An 18,399-nucleotide genomic window follows, 5' to 3' on the forward strand; every position below is an offset into this window, starting at 1 on the left:
AAAACCATCAGAATAAAAACCTACACTGTCTTTACATTGTCTTAAGTCCTTTTTCAATGATAGAAAGTCCGATTTCTAAATCGTTGACACCAGTAGAAAGCGGCATGAGGAGGCGAATTACATTGCCATATCCTCCACAGCTAAGCACTACCAGTCCATGCTCCAAACAAAATCGTGTTAATCGGTCTGCTGCCGCTTTATTTGGTTCTTTAGTAGTTTTATCTTCCACCAGTTCAATGGCTTGCATTACACCCAAACCACGAAAATCACCGACTAGTTCATATTTTTCTTTAAATCCAGAAAGCTGAGTGTGAAGTACTTTTGAAAGAGTGGCGACATGTTTCAAAAGCGCTCCTTCCTCAAATATTTTGAATACTTCTAGAGCGGCCGCACAACTCAGTGGATTTCCTCCAAAGGTTCCGCCCAACCCACCCACCATTGCAGCATCCATCATTTCCGCTTTGCCGGTTACGGCGGCGAGGACCGTCCCCCCTCCTAGCCCTTTTGCTGAGACAGTAAGGTCAGGATCCACTCCCATAGTCTTCATCGCAAATAGATTGCCTGTACGTCCGAAACCCGATTGAATTTCATCGGCAATGAGCACTATGTTGTTCGCCGTGCAAAACGCTCGCAGTTTTTGTAAAAAAAGGGCTGGAAATTGTATGAATCCCCCCTCTCCTAACACGGGCTCTAAAATCACTGCCGCAACATTTTCAACACCGACTCGAAAATTAACGAGCTCAGCAAAATCATGAAAACACTCTTCGACACAATTTATTCCCTGCCAACGATACTCATAAGGAATGGGTGCCCGATGAATTTCTGAAAGAAATGGCCCAAATCCATGCTTGTAGGGTTTATTCTTTGCGGTAAGTGCCATCGCCATGTAAGTACGACCATGATAAGCATGATCAAAACAAATCACTGCTTGTTTTCCGGTGTAGGCACGCGCCACTTTAATCGCATTTTCTACCGCTTCAGCACCTGAATTCAACAGGATTGATTTTTTTTCAAAATTCCCCGGAGTGTGATGGTTTAATTTTTCACACACCTTAATATAGCCTTCATACGGAAGAATATTAAAACTCGTGTGCATGAATTTATCAGCCTGTGCCTTGAGTGCGTTGACCACCGTATCGGGACAGTGTCCTGTATTCACCACACCAATTCCCGATGAGAAATCCAAAAATACATTACCATCTACATCTTCTACAAACGAGCCTTTTGCTCGTTCCACAAAGATGGGAGTCGCGTGGAATGGACCGCGCGCAACATGTTTATGACGTTGTTCCATCAACATTTGCGATTTTGGTCCTGGTATTTGTGTTTTAATATTAATTTGATTCATGAGTACCACCCAATTGGTGCGTCCTCTAGATTGATATTTACCTGCTTGACTTCAAGATAGCTTTCGATTCCATATAGCCCTAACTCGCGACCTGCTCCACTTTGTTTGTATCCACCCCAGGGCATTTCATTATGCGTTGGATGGTAGTGATTGACCCAAAGAATGCCCGCACGAATTTGAGAGGTCACGCGATGAGCACGAGTAAGATCCTTAGTCCACACAGCTGCTGCTAAACCATAGTCCGTATCGTTTGCAATTTGAATGGCTTCCTCTTCGGTATCAAAAGGGATGACGGCTAGTACTGGACCAAAAATTTCCTCTCGAGCGATGCGCATCGCAGGCGTCACCTCATCAAAAATAGTTGGCTCAAGAAAATTTCCTTTTGCAAAAGCCTCACCGGCAGGACGTTTGCCGCCACAAATCAATTTTGCGCCTTCAGCAATACCTATCTTGATGTACTGCTCTACCTTTTCCCGGTGTGCACTGGAAACCAGTGGCCCCATTTTCACTCCATCATCTAAACCATGACCCAGCTTGATATTCGGAATTTTTTTCAACATCCCATCTAAGATTTTTTTGTGAATGGAACGCTCAACAAGCAAGCGGGAACCTGCAGAGCATACCTCGCCTTGATTAGCAAAAGCCCCAAAAAGAGCCCCGTCAATTGCCATCTCAAGATCGCAGTCTGCAAAGACGATATTGGGATTTTTTCCTCCAAGCTCTAATGTTATTCGCTTCAGATTTCCCGTGGCAGCTTGCATTATTTTTTTGCCCGTTACTGTTCCCCCGGTGAATGCCACTTTATCCACCATCGAATTCATGGCTAATTCTTCACCTACTTGCGCACCAGGACCAGTAATGAGATTCACAACGCCTGCTGGAAATCCACATTGATCAATCAGCTTAAATAACTCAAGTGCAGTGATTGGTGTCAGTTCTGATGGCTTTAATATTACGGTATTGCCTGCTGCTAGTGCTGGGGCAAGCTTCCAAGCGGCCATCAGTAGAGGGAAATTCCAGGGAATGATTTGCCCACACACCCCGATTGGCTCCCGTACCACATAACTGAATGAATTCGCTGGAACCGACATTGTTTCGCCATGAATTTTAGTAGCGAGTCCCGCGTAAAATTCAAAACAATTGGCTGCATCGGTTACATCAAACTCAGCTTCGGCCAAAGGTTTTCCGCAGTTTCGTGTTTCCAGCTCGGCTAACCTTTTTGCGTTGGCACGAATCAAATCGGCAATCTTGAATAGCAGTTTGCTTCGTTCAAGCGCTAAGGTATTTTTCCACCCACCGTTATCGAAGGCCTTACGCGCCGCTTTGATTGCGAGCACAACATCTTCCTTGCCACTTTCTGGAACTGTTGCAAGCAATTGGCCATTACCGGGATCAATAATATCGCGGGTAGCTCCGCTTTTGGCTGAAGTAAATTTTCCATCAATATACATTTCATAATTTTTCATCTATTGAATCCCTTTGTATGGAGTGCGATAAGTTCATTGCTAGTCGATTTGGTGCTGTCGTAAAAGCGCTTCACCCAATATAATATAGATAGGAGAAGACTGTAAATTAACTCATTGTATTTATAAAAAATAAGAATCAGCGAAAAACTAGGCTTTCACACATTGGATTATTTCAGCCGCTAATCGCATTCAATTAAAATTTAGAATTAGATTATCTTTGTGAGCTATACTTAAAATTACAATGAGGTAGCTCAATGAAATTCTTTGAAATTTGTACCTCTACCAACTAAAAATAGATCACTCTATTTGGGGGAATTATGGATAAATCAGCAACTCAAATAGTATTTAATAATAAAATTCTAATTCTTGGGTTTGGAAGTATTGGCCAAGCCATATTACCGCTGTTATTTCAATGTATTCAATTAGACCCATCTCAAATTCACATTCTATCAAAACATACTTTGGGTGCCGATGTAGCGAACCATTATCGCGTCACATTCGATGAGCGTGCGGTTAAAGAAAATAATTACCGAGAGCTGTTATCCTCTATCCTCAAGCCCGGTGATTTTTTGTTAAATTTATCGGTCGGAGTATCCACTATTGATTTAATCAAATATTGCCAGGCAAATAAAATACTCTATTTGGATGCGGCGGCTGAACCTTGGGAAGAAAGGCATAACGAAAATAATCCTCTACTCTCTAATTATGCTTTACGTGATGCGACCTTACAGCATAAAAAGAAAGGACCTACCGCTGTTTTAACCCATGGAGCGAATCCTGGATTAGTATCTCACTTTCTGAAACAAGCCTTATGGAATTTGGCGAAAGATAATAAGTGGAATGGCGATCGACCACAAAAATCTGTGGAATGGGCTCAATTAGCCCATGATCTTGAGATCAAAACGATTCACATTTCCGAACATGATACGCAAATTTCCTCTCAAACCAAAAAAACGGATGAATTTATAAATACCTGGTCAGTCGATGGTTTAATCTCTGAAGCGCTTCGACCTGCTGAACTAGGTTGGGGAAGCCATGAACGTCATTGGCCTCATGATGCCAATCACCACCACTTTGGCTCGAAGTGTGGCATATATCTTAGTCAGCCAGGAGCAGAGACTCAAGTCCGTACTTGGACCCCTAACTCTGGACCTATTCATGGTTATTTAATTACTCATGCTGAGTCTTTATCAATCGCCGAATATTTAACTTTAAAAAAAGACAGTACCGTGTATTACAGACCAACTGTTCATTATGCTTATCAGCCCTGTCCTGATGCTGTTTTATCTTTAAAAGAGCTCGTGCAAAGAAAATACAAACCGCAAACAGATAAACGAATAATGTTAAATGAAATTGTTGATGGTACCGATGAACTTGGGGTTTTATTAATGGGAAATAAAAACGGCGCTTATTGGTATGGCTCTCATCTATCCATACATGAAGCGAGAAACATAGCAAGTCATAATAGCGCTACAAGCTTACAAGTTGCTGCTGGAGTTTTATCGGGGGTAATTTGGGCGATTAAAAATCCAGAACGTGGCATTATAGAGCCCGATGAGATGGACCATGAATACATTCTGAGTATCGCCAGCCCTTATCTTGGAAAAGTCGGTGGTTATTATACCGATTGGACGCCTCTAAAAGATAAAGACCATGCAGATAATCGATATATGGATCAAAGTGACCCCTGGCAGTTTATTAATATTCGAATTGATGCAGGATAGAAAGTCCTCTAGGATAAATCATAAATGATGAGAAAATCCGTTTCAAATTCCAGTTTGGCTGTATTGAGCTTTTCTGCCCTGGGTATTGTTTTTGGCGATATTGGCACAAGCCCGCTTTATACCTTCAAAACCGTGTTAACCCTCATGGGAGGAACGCTCGACACCAAGGCAATACTGGGCTCTCTTTCGCTCATTGTATGGACACTAATTATGGTGACCACAATTAAATATGTCTATTTTGCCATGCGTATTGATAACGATGGCGAGGGAGGTATTTTAGCCTTGATGTCATTGCTGGGTGTAAAGCTCCATACCCGGCCCATAATCATTGCGGTGGGATTATTTGGGGCGGCGCTTATTTATGGTGATGGTGCCATTACTCCGGCAATCTCTGTCCTTTCCGCATTGGAAGGTTTAAATATAATTACACCGTCCTTTACTCCTTATGTTCTTCCATTATCCATTGCCATTCTCATTGCGCTTTTCGCCATTCAGTTTAAAGGAACAGCGAAGATTGGCAAAATCTTTGGTCCGGTGATGGGAGCATGGTTCCTCACTCTGGGTATCTTAGGATTATGGGGTATTATCCAGCATCCTTCAGTACTGAAAGCGCTTAACCCCTCGTACGGTCTTGATTATCTACTTTCCCATGGTCTCAAAGGATTTCTAGTATTAGGGGGGGTCTTTTTATGTGTTACTGGAGCGGAAGCGCTCTATGCTGACATGGGACACTTTGGGGCGACACCCATTCGCCTTGCCTGGTTGGGGCTGGTATTTCCAAGTCTTGTACTTAATTATGCGGGGCAAGCGGCCTTGGTGTTAGAAGGGGTGCCATTATCCGATAATATTTTCTATCGCCTCTGTCCTCCCGTCGCGATGATACCTCTTGTCCTATTAGCAACGATTGCCACTATTATCGCCAGTCAATCCATCATCAGCGGGACATTTTCTATGACTCGCCAAGCAATTCAATTGGGATGGCTGCCAAGACTACGTATCACCCAAACCTCCTGTGAAGGATATGGACAGATCTATATTGGTGTTGCAAACTGGTTGCTTATGATCGCAACCGTTGGCCTGATTATAGGGTTTAAAAAGTCAGATAATCTGGCAGCAGCTTATGGGGTGGCGGTATCCGCAACTATGCTTGCCACATCCGCGCTGCTGTTCATCGCCTTTCGTGAAGTATGGAATTGGAGTCTTCTCAGAACAGCAATAATTATCGGTATCTTTTTAATAATTGATAGCGCATTTTTCGCTGCTAATGTGTCAAAATTTATGGAAGGTGGCTATGTACCGGTTATTTTCGCCATTTTTGTCTATGGGATTATGCTGATTTGGCATTCAGGAACAAAGGCTGTGTCGCAACGGCTGGGTGAAGCAGTTGTCCCTATCAAAACCTTTATGAAGCATATCGCAGAAGAACAAGTTGCCCGCGTGCCAGGGACCGCTGTTTTCCTAACCCGGACATCGGAGGATGCGCCTTCGGCATTGATCTGGCATGTCAGACAAAATCGTGCTTTGCAGAAAAAGGTGTTTATTTTAAAGATAGACACCAAGTCAATCCCTTGGGTAAAAAGCAGCGAACGAATCACCTTAAAGAAAATTTATCCTAATGTCTGGCGTATTGTTGCTTCCTATGGATTTATGGAGCGTCCCAACGTACCCAGAGTGATGAGACAAGTCATGAGCAAAAATGATCTGGTCCTAAATAACATTATCTACTATGTGGGCCATGCGCGAATTATCTCCCGTGAGAAAGGAAAAAATAGATTGCCAACATGGGTGGGTACGCTTTACGCCTTTATGCAGCGAAATGCATTACATGAAAGTGAATATTTTCAGCTTTCTCCGGATGCAGTTGTCGAAATTGGTAGGCAAGTGGATGTTTAGACAAAGTTGGACTAACGAATTAAAATCCGCGACCACGCTAAGCAGATTGTTTGGCTTTAAGTGTTAGATACGGCTGCAATTGAGAAAATTCTGTAGCGACAAAGATCCCCTGCCACCTTCCCTGGTGCAGGAAATAGACTATAAATTCAACATGAGGAAGTCCAAAACAAATGATCCCGCAGATCTTGTGATTGTTCTTTTGTGGGCGCATCATCAAGATAGTGATGTTTCACTTGTTTTGAAAAAAAGCCCAGCTCCGCTCTTGCTGCTTTCTCATCTCTTGATTTTAAAAGAGCGGCGTCTTTCAGTCGTTGCGCATATTTAAGCTCCATCATGTAGGCAATATCGGGATCTGAAAAATGATTGACATCAAGTTGCGCTTGAAATGCTTGTTCTTTTATCTCTCTGAGTTTTTCTTGTCGTGCCTCTTCACACGCACTGATAACCGCTTCAGGATGATGTTGTAAGCCCACGGTATAATATTTTCCGGTTCTTTTTTCAACACTTTCAATTAAACTATCAAATTTACCACGTCCTGATATGACCAGACTGGAATTGTCCGGACTTTCTTCTACATGTTGATGATGCAGACAAGTGACGTTATATTCTATATTGCTTCTTTCCTTAGGCTTCAGCTTATAGTGTAACGCATTATACAATTGACTTCCTTCTCCAACCACTACTCTACTGTTATAGGTAGCATCTTGGGTTTCATTATATACTGTTTCAAAATGCTCATAATGGGGTTGGTGCTCCTGAGCATCTTCAGGGATGTCTGCTATTTTATAACCATGATGATGTCCGACTGTTTGTTGTCCCCGACATATACCTAAAAGAGGAATATCCCGTTTTTGGGCTAATTCAGCAAGTTCACCTTCAAGTCTCATACGCGGATCATTGGGATTATGTACTGGAACATTGGGCCCCCCGGGTAAATAGATGCCATTGACCTTACCGCTAAAAACAGGATGATTTAAGCCTTCATCGGGTGTAACCGGAACCACTTCAAGCCCTTTCTTTTGCAAATACTCAATCGTAAGGTCGCAATAGGTAGTACCGCCTGATTTATCATAAAGGGCGATAACTTTTGGCTTTTCGTCTGCTTGCTTTAATTGCTCTTTTTTTTCCTTGTCTAGAGAATATTCAAATTTTGGTTTTTCTTCGCTGATACTTCGTGCATTGTTAAGAGCCCTGATACCCGATAAAAATTCAGAAAGTTTTTGAAACATGATAGTGTACCTCAATTTAAATTTAGACAATGAGCGAAACAGGATCATTGAATATCTAAATTGTATCCTTATTGGCTTAACTAACTATTATTAGAACATATAATTTTTGTTATAGGCTTATAAATTTTATTGAGGCTTGTTCTTTGCATGGGCTCAAAACAAGATAGGCTCTCTAGGCGGTACCTGAAGATGGAACAAGCAAAGGAAATTCCATAGAGACCAAGAACCCCTGCCACCTTCCTTGGTGCAGGAAATAAAGTATTAATTGAACCTTAGAAAGCACAAGGAAAATAATGACTGGGTTCTTGTGCTTGTTCTTTTTTGGGAGCATCATCAAGAAAGTGATGTTTCACTTGTTTTGAAAAAAAGCCCAGCTCCGCTCTTGCTGCTTTTTCATCTTTTGATTTTAAATGCACTTCTCTGAGTTTTTGAGTATATTGGTGCTCTGCAATAATCGCCGCATCTGGCTCGAAAAAATTTGAAGTAAATCGAGCTTCTTCAGCTTCTTTTTCTAACTCTTTAACTTTTTCTTGTCTTGCCTCTTTACATAGGGTGATTACCGACTCAGGATGATGTTGTAAGCCCACGGTATAATACTTCCCGGTTCTTTTTTCAAGACTTTCAACTGCTCTATCAAATTTACCACGTCCTGTTACAAAAAGACTGGGATTGTCCTGAGTTTCTTCTACATGTTGATGATGCAGACAAGTGACGTTATATTCTATACTCCTTCTATCCTTGGGCTTCAGCTTATAGTGTAACGCATTATATAACTGACTTCCCTCTTCAACGACCACTCTATTATTGAGGTTAGGATCTTGAGTTTTCTCATATATTTCATAGGAATGCTCATAATGCCTATCATAGCTAGGGATGTCTTTGACAGGATATCCATGATGATGCGCGACTGTTTGTTGTCCCCGACATATACCTAAAAGAGGAATATCCCTTTTTTGGGCTAGTTCTGTAAGTTCCCCTTCAAGCCTTTTACGCGGATCACTGGGATCATCTACTGGAACATTGGGCCCCCCGGGTAAATAGATGCCATTGATTTTACCGCTAAAAACGGGATGACTTAACCCTTCCTCGGGTGTAACCGGAATCACATCAAGCTCTTTCGTTTTAAAATACTCAATCGTCAGATCACAATAGGTAGTCCCCCCTGATTGATCATAAAGGGCGACAATTTTTGGCTTTTCGTCCGCTTGCTTTAATTGTTCTTTTTCATCCCTATCCAAAGCAAATTCAAATTTTGACGTCTGTTCTTTAGTGCTTTGTGGATTGTTAAGAGTCCTGAAACCCGATAAAAATTCAGAAAATTTTTGAAACATTATAGTGTACCTCAATTTAAATTTAGACAATGAGCGAATCAGAGTCATTGAATATCCAAATTGTATTCTTATAAGCTTAACCGGCCATTATTAGAACATATAATTTTTATTATAAGCTTATAAATTTTATTTAGGTCTGTTCTGTGCATGGACTCAAAACAAGATAGGCACTCTCTAGGCGGTACCTGAAGATGGATAAACCAATAGAGGACGAGTTTTCTATTAAGCAACAGAATTTGCATCAAAATTAATGACGAATCGGGCGGTACTATTCTCTATCCGCTCTTTGCCCTCCCTGGCATAAGAGCTAGACGCTTAGAATGACTTTAGCTCCAGAACTCAAATACATTAGAACCCTCAGGGGTATCTACATCACTGGACTGTGTTTCTTTTTGTTGTAACCTGTGTTCAAGAAAGCGTTTTTTAACTTGTTTTGTAAAAAAACCCATCTCAGCTCTGGCGGCTCGTTCATCTCTTGATTGCGAATGCGCTTCTCGTAGTTTCTGAGCATATTGGAGCTCTGCAATGAGCGCCGTATCTGGCTCGAAAAAATTCGAAGTAAAGCGGGCTTCTTCAGCTTGTTTTTCTACCTGGTCAATTTTTTTACTTCTTTCATCCTCACAAGCACGGATAAGCACTTCGGGATGATGTTGTACACCAAATGTAAAATATTTCCCCGTTTTTATCTCAATGCTCTCTATCGTATTATCAAATTTATTGCGGCCTGTGACCTGTATCTCCGTAGAACTTGGATTATCGGGTATATGTTGATGATGTAAGCATGTCACAGGATACTCCAAGGACTCATTATTAGTTTCCTTAAATTCATTTTGTAATGCGGCAAACAATTGACTTCCTTTTTCTACAACAACTGTATTATTTGCATCTGAATTACTTCCGTTATCCGCGCCGCCATAATGCTGTTCATAGTCGGGCAAATCCTCTACCGCCAAACGGTTATGATGCCCAATTGCTTGTTGACCGCGACAGATACCAATGAGAGGAATGTCTTGAGCGCGTGCCAGTTGGGTCAGCTGGCCTTCAAACTTTTTACGCGGATCATGGTCATCTTCAACAGGAATATCGGAACCACCAGGCAAATAAATACCGTCAATTGAAGTGCTTGTAAAAGTAGGATGACTTAATCCCTCTTCTGGAGAAACTCTGACAACATCTAATCCATCCTTTTCAAAGTGCTGAATTGCCAGATCGGCGTTCACTGCCCCATCATGTTCATCATAAAGCGCAACAATTTTAGGTTTATCTTCTGCATGTCTTAGCTGTTTTTGTTCCTCATCATTAAGTTCATATTGAAATTTCGATTTTTCTTCCTGCTTGGTTTCTGAAAATAGAGAACTAATTGACGACAAACCTGATGAAATCATTCGTGAAAACATAATACACTCTCTCCATGGAATACAATTATTTTTGCAGAAAAGCCATAAATTAGCCTTTCTGCGCACAATATTAAATCATATTGAGTATAATTTCAAAAAAGAAAGCGCCTTAGAGATACCCCAAAACATACAAAAACAATCCTAGGATTATGAATTTAAAACATTTTTATTATGACTTATGCTTCAATTTTGCTAAGCCAAAATCCAAGGGTTTCAGCCTAAAGACGGCTGATTCCCGCATTGATCGGCGAATACACTGAATTTACGCAAGGAGTTTCGTTTTCCGCCTTATCTGCTGTTATGGGCAAGCCAAAAAACCGATTTTTTGCAGTGTTTTTATTTGACTCATACGAACCACTACCAGCCATAATGCCACCATCGATATTATATTGGGAACCGGTGATAAACAAAGAATCATCAGACGCTAAAAATACAGCAAGTTTGGCGACTTCATTTGCTTTCCCCATCCGCTTTAATGGAATGGTCTTAGTGTATTCCTCAATCCGCCGCGAGCGTTCTTGATCCTGGCCAAATTCAGAGTCCCACATTTCAGTCAAAATGGCCGCAGGAACAATGACATTGCAGCGAATCGTGTATTCCATTTTGGCACAATGCATGGCTACCGTTCTCGTAAAATTCAAAATGGCAGCCTTACTCGATGCGTAGGCAACATGAGAAGGAATTCCTACCAGGCCCGAGCGAGAACCCATATTGATAATTGACGCATTGGCGCTTTTTTTCAAAAGTGGCATCAGCGTTTTACACCCAAGAAATGTTCCGTCCAGGTTAACCGCATGCACCATTCGCCAATCCTCAAGAGAGCAATGTTCTATATCTTGGGATTTATCCGATTTGGGTGCAGAATCGATACCAGCATTATTCACTAAAACATCAAGCCTTTGATATTTTTTTCCAACATAACTAGCAACCTCTTGCCAATTTTGTTCAGAACAAACATCGAGGGTTAGATAATCGCTTGCCCCTATTGATTGGGCAAATTTCTCTCCCTCCACGGTTGCGAGTCTGCCGGTGACAATGACTGTGGCACCTTTCTTACAAAATAGCTCAGCAATTGCAAGACCAATTGATTTGGTGCTGCCTGTAATTAAGACAATTTTATTCTTTAATTTCCCCATCACGCTCATTCCATAGTTGGTTTTATTAGGTGTACGACTTATTAACGATAGAACATTGACTCCTCAACCACAATACAAAGAGATCCCAGGCATATGCTGCCCCCTCTCCAACCCCAGTGCATTTGGTTGAACTTAAAAAAATGAGGTATATTGTTCCCTTATTTCAATTAAAAAAATCCGTTTAAAAGGTGCTTTGATGAACATTACGGAGATTCAGATTGCGCAATTGACTATTCCATTAATACGCCCATTTATCACCGCCGTAAGACGTACCGAATATGTTGAGGATGTGGTGGTAATCATTAAAACCGATAAGGGCAATCTCGGTTATGGTTCAGCAGCGTCAACTCCAGCCATCACTGGAGACAGTACGGAATCGATTATTAGTGCCATTAAATCCATTCTGGGTCCCCAGTTAATTGGACGAAGTATTTCTGAATTGAATTTGTTACTGCAAATGAATCAACAGGCCATCCCAGGTAATACTTCTGCAAAGGCGGCCATTGACATTGCCCTGCATGATTTGTTTGCTCAATCTTGCGGCTTACCCCTTTATCGATTGCTGGGGGGGAATACGAACCGCATTAACTCATGTATTACTGTGAGCGTTAAAGAGGTTGAGGCGATGGTGCATGATGCAATTGAGCTGGTCAATCAAGGGCACCAAACAATAAAAATAAAATTAGGATTAAATCCACTTGAGGACATCCGACGCGTTCATGCGATTCGACAGGCTGTAGGCGACTGGATTACATTACTTGTCGATGCCAATCAGGGATGGTCTTATGAAGAGGCCATCAAGGTTATTGACTCATTGAAACAGCAGCATTTGAATATCCCATTGATAGAACAACCAATTGATGCCCAGGATCTGGCCCACTTAAAAGCCCTTAGCGAACAGGTTGATTGTCTTATCATCGCCGACGAGGCGTGTTTTTCCCCCGAAGATACACTGAATATTGCAAAAATGAATGCCTGTGATGGCATTAACATTAAGTTGATGAAATCGGGAGGAATTGAGAATGCCCAGGCGATTTACACTATTGCTAAAACGGCACAGATGAAAATAATGGTTGGATGTATGTTGGAATCTCCGATTGGCGTTGCAGCGATAACCAGTTTTGCTTTAAGTAAACCGGATATCTCCTATGCAGACCTTGATCCTCTTTATTTGATTCGAGACAATTATATTGCAGGCGGGGCACAACGCCTTGGTAATCAAATTATTTTGTCAGATAAACCCGGTTTGGGCATTGAGGGGATTACCCAAGGATTAAATAAGATTGGAGTGATCCGCTAATGTCTTTTTACATTCAGTTGGCCAGTTTATCTATTATTGTCCTCTATGTTGTGATGTTATTTCGCAATGTTAATCCTTTAATCGCAACGGCACTCTGTGTGGGATTGGGCTATCTTTGGAATCTGAGCAGCCCAATTGCTATTGGAAACTCAATGGCTAGTGCGTTGGGATCGTTCATGGCGTTAGTTGGTTTTATTATCATGCTAGGCCATGGCCTAGGCGAGATCTTAACGCATACTCAGGTTAGTCATACATTGGTGCATCAAATTGTTTATGGGATTGGAATCAATACCCAGCGACGAGCTAAAATTGGCATTGTGCTTTCCTCGTTTATCATTGTAGGCTTGCTCGGCACCTTGGCAGGAGGATTAGCTATTTTAGCTCCTAGTTTACGTCCTATTGCAGGTTCAGTGGGATTATCACGCCCCAGTTTGGCTGTATTAATGCAGGCTTCGGCAGAAGAAGCATTAATTATTGGACCTTTTGCTCCTCCAGTAGTGGCTTTATTGGGTATTACAGGGCTCAACTATGAGTCTGTACTTCTTTATGCATCGCTTCCCATTGCCATGATTACTTTAATTACTACTTGGGTTATGGCGAATCGATTGCAACGACAGTATGCGAATGAATCGTGCGACGAAGAGGACACCTCAGAACCATTTACCCCCAACAAACAACAAAAGCGCGCCACTTTGCTTTTTTTGCTCTCCTTTATACTTTGTGTCGTGTATGGCTTATTGACTCAAGCAAAAACTCCCTACGTTATTTTTGTCATGTTATTTCTCGCACTGAGTACTGGAGTGACAAGTAAATTAAGCTTAAATCAAATTTTTAAATTGTTCATTACCGGAATGCAAAAAAGCCTGCATCTCTTCTTTTTGTTTGTATTATTTGATCCTTTTATGGTTTTGATTCATCAGGCGGGAGGATTTAGTGCATTAACCGAACTATTAACCCCATTAATTCATTTCGGTGGAAAACCAGTATTAACGATGCTGATTGGTTTCACTGGGGCTTTTGGCATGCCTGGCGCTGCTGAAGCAACCATTAAAATGCTGCATCAGCTTTTTTTTCCGAGTGTGCTTCAGATGCAATTACCCATGATCACGTTCGCTTTAGCGATGATCTTCGCCACCCGTGTCACGAATTATGCCTATCCTGGTGCGAATATGTTTGCCGCAATGGGTTTTGCTGGGAGCGAGAATATCAAAGCAATGATACAAAATGGACTGATCGTGACCGCCGTACAAATCTTATTCCTGATTGGGTATAGTTTATTTCTATAATTCTGTACACAAAATGGCAGAACTGACTTTTCAATTTAAAACACTTTGAAAACAGTTTCCCAGGACTTAGCCTCAATGATTTTTACTTGTTCTGAGAGAAACTATTTTCTTTTTCTTCACGGTGATCTCCCCCAAAACATCGCTTCAAAAACGAAAAGAAAAATTCCAAGAAAATAAAATGTGCAAAAAAGGATGGCTTTTCTACAACAGTAAAAGATGGCGTGTAATCTCGATTCGTCTTTTCGGCAAACACTTGAAGTATGTGATGCAAATCACCATCTTTATAAATAGGACGGCCCTTGAGGATACCTTGCAAATCCTCAATAACACTACTCATTCGTTGTCTTTTCGGAGTGGAGCGACTGTTTTTAGAACTAATAGTTGGGGTAAAAAAACTTCTTGATTCACCAAAATAAAAATTGGCTACCTCCTTCCCATAAGAAGTAAACGATAGTCGTGCATAACGTTGCAACAAATAGTCAGCATTCTGATAATCTTTAAGGAATCCTGCATTATCCCAAGCTTGCCGCCAATAAGATAACCCTTTGCCACTCATATGGTACAAATGAAACAAATATTATGCATTACATTGTATTGGAATTATAAATGCAGTGTCAAACCCCACCTTAGAATCAAAGATTCGACCAGGGTAAGAGCGGATTAAGTTTCGAGTAGAGGAAAATGACGAGATAAAAAATTCATCGAAAAGTTTTGCTCTATGCTCGATAGGAACATAGCCTTGAATCAATTGGATTTATCGCGGTCATCAGAATGATTAAAAGGGTACTTGCTGATTGATTCTCGCCCCATGCTTATGTCGATAACAGTGGATTGACTGAAACATAAAGATAAATAATAAACCAAATTGACCAAAATTAACCAATTGATTATAATAACGCCGTTTAACGATAAGGTGTAGTTGTGTTTAGTCAAGTTGAGAAAGAAACTCATCGTCCTCCTCCTCGTAAGTTATTTATTAGAACAGATAATTTAACTTCTATTTCTCCAAAACATTTTGAAAAATATAATGTAAATCCAGCGACTCATTTGAATTTATTGCCTCATGATCGGAGTGGCTATGTGGATTCAGGGTATTTGAGCACCTTTGAATACAGCAAAGGAATGGGGCTGGAATCAGTACTGGCTTATGGAGGTACATACATTCATTTTATTTTTTTACACTCTGAAATTGCTGAGATTATTCATTTAACCGGAGGAACAAATGGACTGACCCATGATGGGGAGGAAACTGGTATCAAGGTGATAGAAGGAACGGTATGGGATGTACCTTATTTTCAGCACGAGATTCCGCAAATTTTTTATACTCATAGAGTTGAGGTGGAACTTGGACCGCTTAATTTTCGCACGGATACTGAGGTTCTTCTTGGTGGCAATTGGCATGATTATGCCGAAATTATCAGCATTAAGCCCAAGCTTGCCAAAACCATATTCAAGAAAAATGTTAAATCAGAGGAGGAGGTCTACCAACTGTTACTCGAACTTGCCTCTCCTTATACCCTTGCCAAGGTTGGACTTGAGCAACAGTGGAATTCTGCTTTAGAGAAAGCCTGCTTGCTCAACTGGTGGAATCAATTATCCCTTACAAAAAAAGATGAATTAATCACGCTCTACGAACTCCTGCATCAGCAGCATAAATATCCTGAGCCGAACGATTTTGTTTTGATGAAAGAACTTCATCAATTGCATTCGGTGAATCATCAATTAAAGCAAAAATACCCTGAAATAACGAACTATTTTAAACTCATAGGGAGTGCTCTCGACAAATTTCATATGCTTTGTCAAATCGATCCGATGAATGATGACTCTCGACAAAGATTGATCCAAATTGGGCTAAGGGATTTTTTTGCCGATAAGTGTGAACTCCTATTAACACCAAATGCTGTTCATCAATTATGCATCGATCTTAAAACTTATATAGACTATTTAATACTTGAAGCTGACTTTCGCCAGCTTATCCGCGAAATTAATTTTTTAAAGTTGAGCTCAGAAGAATTAGAGGCGCACTTCCCCAAACTAGCTGGAATAGAAGTGGTGCTTGATTCGCATTGTAAAAAACCAATGGGAAATGTGAGTGAGTTTATCGATAATTACATTAAAAATATGGCCGAAATTAAAGAATACCTCCCTGAAATAAAAGACCGGCTCAAAGCATTTAATTATCGTAAACATTACTGTGACAACCTCAGTGTTTATCATTTTTGTCATCGTATCCAAGAATCACATCTCCCTACGGCGGTTTTATCAGAGTGGTTGCTTGGTCTATATGAAAAGCTAAAAGATACTTTTAAAGCAAATGATGATCATAAAAAAATGATTCGAAATGGTTTATTGCTGGACGCATTATTTGATAATCTAAAAAAATTACACGATTCCTTAGTTCAATTTCATTGCCAGGGCGAAATAAGTAAATCATTAAAACAACGTGTAATGAACAAAATGCAAGGGATCATCGAGCATTCATTAGCTTGCTCAAGCAAAGCACAGGAGTTGGATCGCGACGTTGATGCGCAGTTAATGCTCAACGCCATTAAAAATTTATCGAATCAGGTTGCTTCTCTCGTTATGGAACAGTCGAAGATAACCTTTTTTCCCCGCTCAGCCCTAGTATTTAATGAGCCCTCTTATGTGCGTAAAGAAAGTGAGTTATACCAAAATGATTCGCAACACCTAGAGGACCAACCTCAACCGAGACGGCAAAAATTGAATGGCTAAGTCGTGTTGAGTTTATGGTACAAACCATTGGCGCCTATTGTATTTTGGGGCTTATGCCGATTTTGCATCAAGTAAAACCGACAATTGCAAGAAATGCAGATAAGATTGACCACACCAGTGAAAAGTCCCAGCCAAGAGGAGTCAGAATTGATTTAGTTAGTCATTCATAGCAGCAAGGGATATTCTCTTTAGGTCAATAAACCTAAAACGTCATTAAATTAATAGCCTTGCTGAGGTCCTTGGAGCCAAAGGATCGATGGATTAAGGAACGGGTACACCGCCCCCCAAGGGTGGCGATCTTTCTGGTAGTAAACGGATTAATACCGATATTGTATGCCCAGGCGTCTCCTGATGGATTGGCCGAGAGCTCTGTAAAGCTCCATTAGAAACTGGAAAGCTTTTGAAGACCATTAAAATGCCTAACTTTGTTACATCACATTACAATAAGGAACGGCGAATCTACTGATATCTTCTTGTGCTTCAGCTGCTCTTTTCTCTGAGAAAAATAATAATCTTCTTTTTTCGACCGCAGCAAAAATGTGGCGATTATCTCTTTCCGAGGAACTCGTTACATAAGACAAAATACGCGAATTAATTTCTTCAGGTATTATCCCTTGTTCTACCAATTGTTGTCCTTCTCGCTCCCAAACAAGGCCATCCTTAATCGATTCTTTTTCAGCTGGGCTAAATAATGCTAAGTAACTGATTGCTTGTTCAAAAGACAGATTATTTTCTTTCATAAACAGATTTAATTTGCGCGCTTTTATAAGCAATGTGGAGACATCAAGAGACTGATTTTCTTCCTTAACTTTGTCTGCTAACCGTTCTCGTAATTTTTCATTATCAGTCAAGGCCATAAGGCGCAATATACCGACTTGATTAACATAACCTGCTCCCTCATAACCCAGTAGAGCATAAGTGGGGTCTGCTCCGAGATCAATCAGCTCATTCACCTGCGCAACATGGCCTCCTTGCGCGTAACCCCATACGACATAACCCTTGTCTGCTCCTTGCGCGAGCAGCGCATTCACTTGCTCAACATGGCCTCCTGCGGCATAGCCCTGTGCAGCAAAATCTCGGCTTACTTCAAATTTTTCAATTAAAAAGTCGACTGCTTCGCTATGTCCTTCTTTTGCCAACAACCATTCTGGAGTTGCATAGTACCCATGAGAACTATCAAAACCGTAATATGAACTGATAAAGTAGTTCTGATGACCTTCAAATAAATCAGCTAATTTTTCTTCGTCTTTTGCTTTGGCTAAGCGACAAATTGTTTCAAACAATGTTTCTTGTTGCGGTAAGGTGGCGCGCTCGTTTTTCATTTAAATAATCCCGGCTCTTTTCAATTAAGGTCTTAAAAAGGACTGATAATACATAATTTGCCCATCAATCACAATCTTTAGCCAATTCGATTGTTACAGAATAATAAAGTGCTGAACTAAAAATTCTATTGTATTCCCTTACTCAAATTTTCATAAAAAAGTGCGATAATCAATGAATTAGAAAAGTCATTAAACCGTTCAAAAAGGTGATTAAGTCCTGGTTCTATATGGCTC

General features: G+C 40.8%; 13 protein-coding genes. 5 read left to right on the forward strand and 8 right to left on the reverse strand.

The genetic code is table 11. From position 1 onward, the window contains the following. Positions 1-31: 31 nt before the first annotated feature. Both gabT and OQJ13_RS07645 read right to left on the reverse strand, forming a co-directional pair. Positions 32-1,348 (reverse strand): 4-aminobutyrate--2-oxoglutarate transaminase, encoded by a 1,317-nt coding sequence (gene gabT / locus OQJ13_RS07640; RefSeq protein ID WP_265710285.1) that lies wholly within the window; start codon positions 1,346-1,348, stop codon positions 32-34. Continuing rightward, positions 1,345-2,814 carry an aldehyde dehydrogenase family protein gene (locus OQJ13_RS07645; RefSeq protein WP_265710286.1) on the reverse strand — a complete coding sequence of 490 codons (1,470 nt, stop codon included), beginning with the start codon at positions 2,812-2,814 and terminating at the stop codon, positions 1,345-1,347. Before OQJ13_RS07645 ends, gabT begins: the two co-directional genes overlap by 4 nt. A gap of 317 nt (positions 2,815-3,131) precedes the next feature. Here OQJ13_RS07645 and OQJ13_RS07650 point away from each other — a divergent pair, with 317 nt between their 5' ends. Together OQJ13_RS07650 and OQJ13_RS07655 are read left to right on the forward strand one after the other, a co-directional pair. Then, complete coding sequence (locus OQJ13_RS07650) at positions 3,132-4,538, forward strand: saccharopine dehydrogenase C-terminal domain-containing protein (RefSeq protein ID WP_265710287.1); 1,407 nt, start codon at positions 3,132-3,134, stop codon at positions 4,536-4,538. A gap of 24 nt (positions 4,539-4,562) precedes the next feature. Then, positions 4,563-6,431, forward strand: coding sequence for a potassium transporter Kup (locus OQJ13_RS07655; protein WP_265710288.1), 1,869 nt, complete (start codon positions 4,563-4,565; stop codon positions 6,429-6,431). A 146-nt stretch (positions 6,432-6,577) separates the two neighbouring features. Here OQJ13_RS07655 and OQJ13_RS07660 read toward each other — a convergent pair whose 3' ends face one another. The 4 genes from OQJ13_RS07660 to OQJ13_RS07675 form a co-directional block, all read right to left on the reverse strand. Further along, positions 6,578-7,660, reverse strand: coding sequence for a gamma-glutamyl-gamma-aminobutyrate hydrolase family protein (locus tag OQJ13_RS07660; protein ID WP_265710289.1), 1,083 nt, complete (start codon positions 7,658-7,660; stop codon positions 6,578-6,580). A gap of 272 nt (positions 7,661-7,932) precedes the next feature. Continuing rightward, positions 7,933-8,991 (reverse strand): gamma-glutamyl-gamma-aminobutyrate hydrolase family protein, encoded by a 1,059-nt coding sequence (locus OQJ13_RS07665; RefSeq protein ID WP_265710290.1) that lies wholly within the window; start codon positions 8,989-8,991, stop codon positions 7,933-7,935. A 326-nt stretch (positions 8,992-9,317) separates the two neighbouring features. Next, positions 9,318-10,388, reverse strand: a complete 1,071-nt coding sequence (locus tag OQJ13_RS07670) for a gamma-glutamyl-gamma-aminobutyrate hydrolase family protein (protein WP_265710291.1) — start codon at positions 10,386-10,388, stop codon at positions 9,318-9,320. 218 nt (positions 10,389-10,606) lie between these two features. Then, a complete protein-coding gene (locus OQJ13_RS07675; RefSeq protein ID WP_265710292.1) occupies positions 10,607-11,524 on the reverse strand; it encodes an SDR family NAD(P)-dependent oxidoreductase in 918 nt (305 codons plus the stop codon). A gap of 196 nt (positions 11,525-11,720) precedes the next feature. Here OQJ13_RS07675 and OQJ13_RS07680 point away from each other — a divergent pair, with 196 nt between their 5' ends. Both OQJ13_RS07680 and OQJ13_RS07685 read left to right on the forward strand, forming a co-directional pair. Next, positions 11,721-12,824, forward strand: a complete 1,104-nt coding sequence (locus OQJ13_RS07680; RefSeq protein WP_265710293.1) for a dipeptide epimerase — start codon at positions 11,721-11,723, stop codon at positions 12,822-12,824. Further along, complete coding sequence (locus OQJ13_RS07685) at positions 12,824-14,110, forward strand: Na+/H+ antiporter NhaC family protein (protein WP_265710294.1); 1,287 nt, start codon at positions 12,824-12,826, stop codon at positions 14,108-14,110. Before OQJ13_RS07680 ends, OQJ13_RS07685 begins: the two co-directional genes overlap by 1 nt. A gap of 82 nt (positions 14,111-14,192) precedes the next feature. Here the strand turns inward: OQJ13_RS07685 and OQJ13_RS07690 are convergent, their stop codons facing one another. Continuing rightward, positions 14,193-14,684, reverse strand: a complete 492-nt coding sequence (locus tag OQJ13_RS07690; RefSeq protein ID WP_265710295.1) for a hypothetical protein — start codon at positions 14,682-14,684, stop codon at positions 14,193-14,195. A gap of 347 nt (positions 14,685-15,031) precedes the next feature. On the opposite strand from OQJ13_RS07690, the gene OQJ13_RS07695 reads away from it, so the two are divergent. After that, on the forward strand, positions 15,032-16,843 hold the full coding sequence (locus OQJ13_RS07695) for a hypothetical protein (protein ID WP_265710296.1): 1,812 nt from the start codon (positions 15,032-15,034) through the stop codon (positions 16,841-16,843). A 428-nt stretch (positions 16,844-17,271) separates the two neighbouring features. Here OQJ13_RS07695 and OQJ13_RS07700 read toward each other — a convergent pair whose 3' ends face one another. Further along, positions 17,272-18,165, reverse strand: coding sequence for a hypothetical protein (locus OQJ13_RS07700; protein ID WP_265710297.1), 894 nt, complete (start codon positions 18,163-18,165; stop codon positions 17,272-17,274). Between the last annotated feature and the right edge of the window lie 234 nt (positions 18,166-18,399).

Source organism: Legionella sp. PATHC035, assembly GCF_026191115.1.
Taxonomy (GTDB): domain Bacteria; phylum Pseudomonadota; class Gammaproteobacteria; order Legionellales; family Legionellaceae; genus Legionella.

Coding starts and splice junctions, on each gene's coding strand:
- gabT (WP_265710285.1), bottom strand. CDS start 1,348: ATGAATCAAATTAATATTAAAACACAAATACCAGGACCAAAATCGCAA.
- OQJ13_RS07645 (WP_265710286.1), bottom strand. CDS start 2,814: ATGAAAAATTATGAAATGTATATTGATGGAAAATTTACTTCAGCCAAA.
- OQJ13_RS07650 (WP_265710287.1), top strand. CDS start 3,132: ATGGATAAATCAGCAACTCAAATAGTATTTAATAATAAAATTCTAATT.
- OQJ13_RS07655 (WP_265710288.1), top strand. CDS start 4,563: ATGATGAGAAAATCCGTTTCAAATTCCAGTTTGGCTGTATTGAGCTTT.
- OQJ13_RS07660 (WP_265710289.1), bottom strand. CDS start 7,660: ATGTTTCAAAAACTTTCTGAATTTTTATCGGGTATCAGGGCTCTTAAC.
- OQJ13_RS07665 (WP_265710290.1), bottom strand. CDS start 8,991: ATGTTTCAAAAATTTTCTGAATTTTTATCGGGTTTCAGGACTCTTAAC.
- OQJ13_RS07670 (WP_265710291.1), bottom strand. CDS start 10,388: ATGTTTTCACGAATGATTTCATCAGGTTTGTCGTCAATTAGTTCTCTA.
- OQJ13_RS07675 (WP_265710292.1), bottom strand. CDS start 11,524: ATGGGGAAATTAAAGAATAAAATTGTCTTAATTACAGGCAGCACCAAA.
- OQJ13_RS07680 (WP_265710293.1), top strand. CDS start 11,721: ATGAACATTACGGAGATTCAGATTGCGCAATTGACTATTCCATTAATA.
- OQJ13_RS07685 (WP_265710294.1), top strand. CDS start 12,824: ATGTCTTTTTACATTCAGTTGGCCAGTTTATCTATTATTGTCCTCTAT.
- OQJ13_RS07700 (WP_265710297.1), bottom strand. CDS start 18,165: ATGAAAAACGAGCGCGCCACCTTACCGCAACAAGAAACATTGTTTGAA.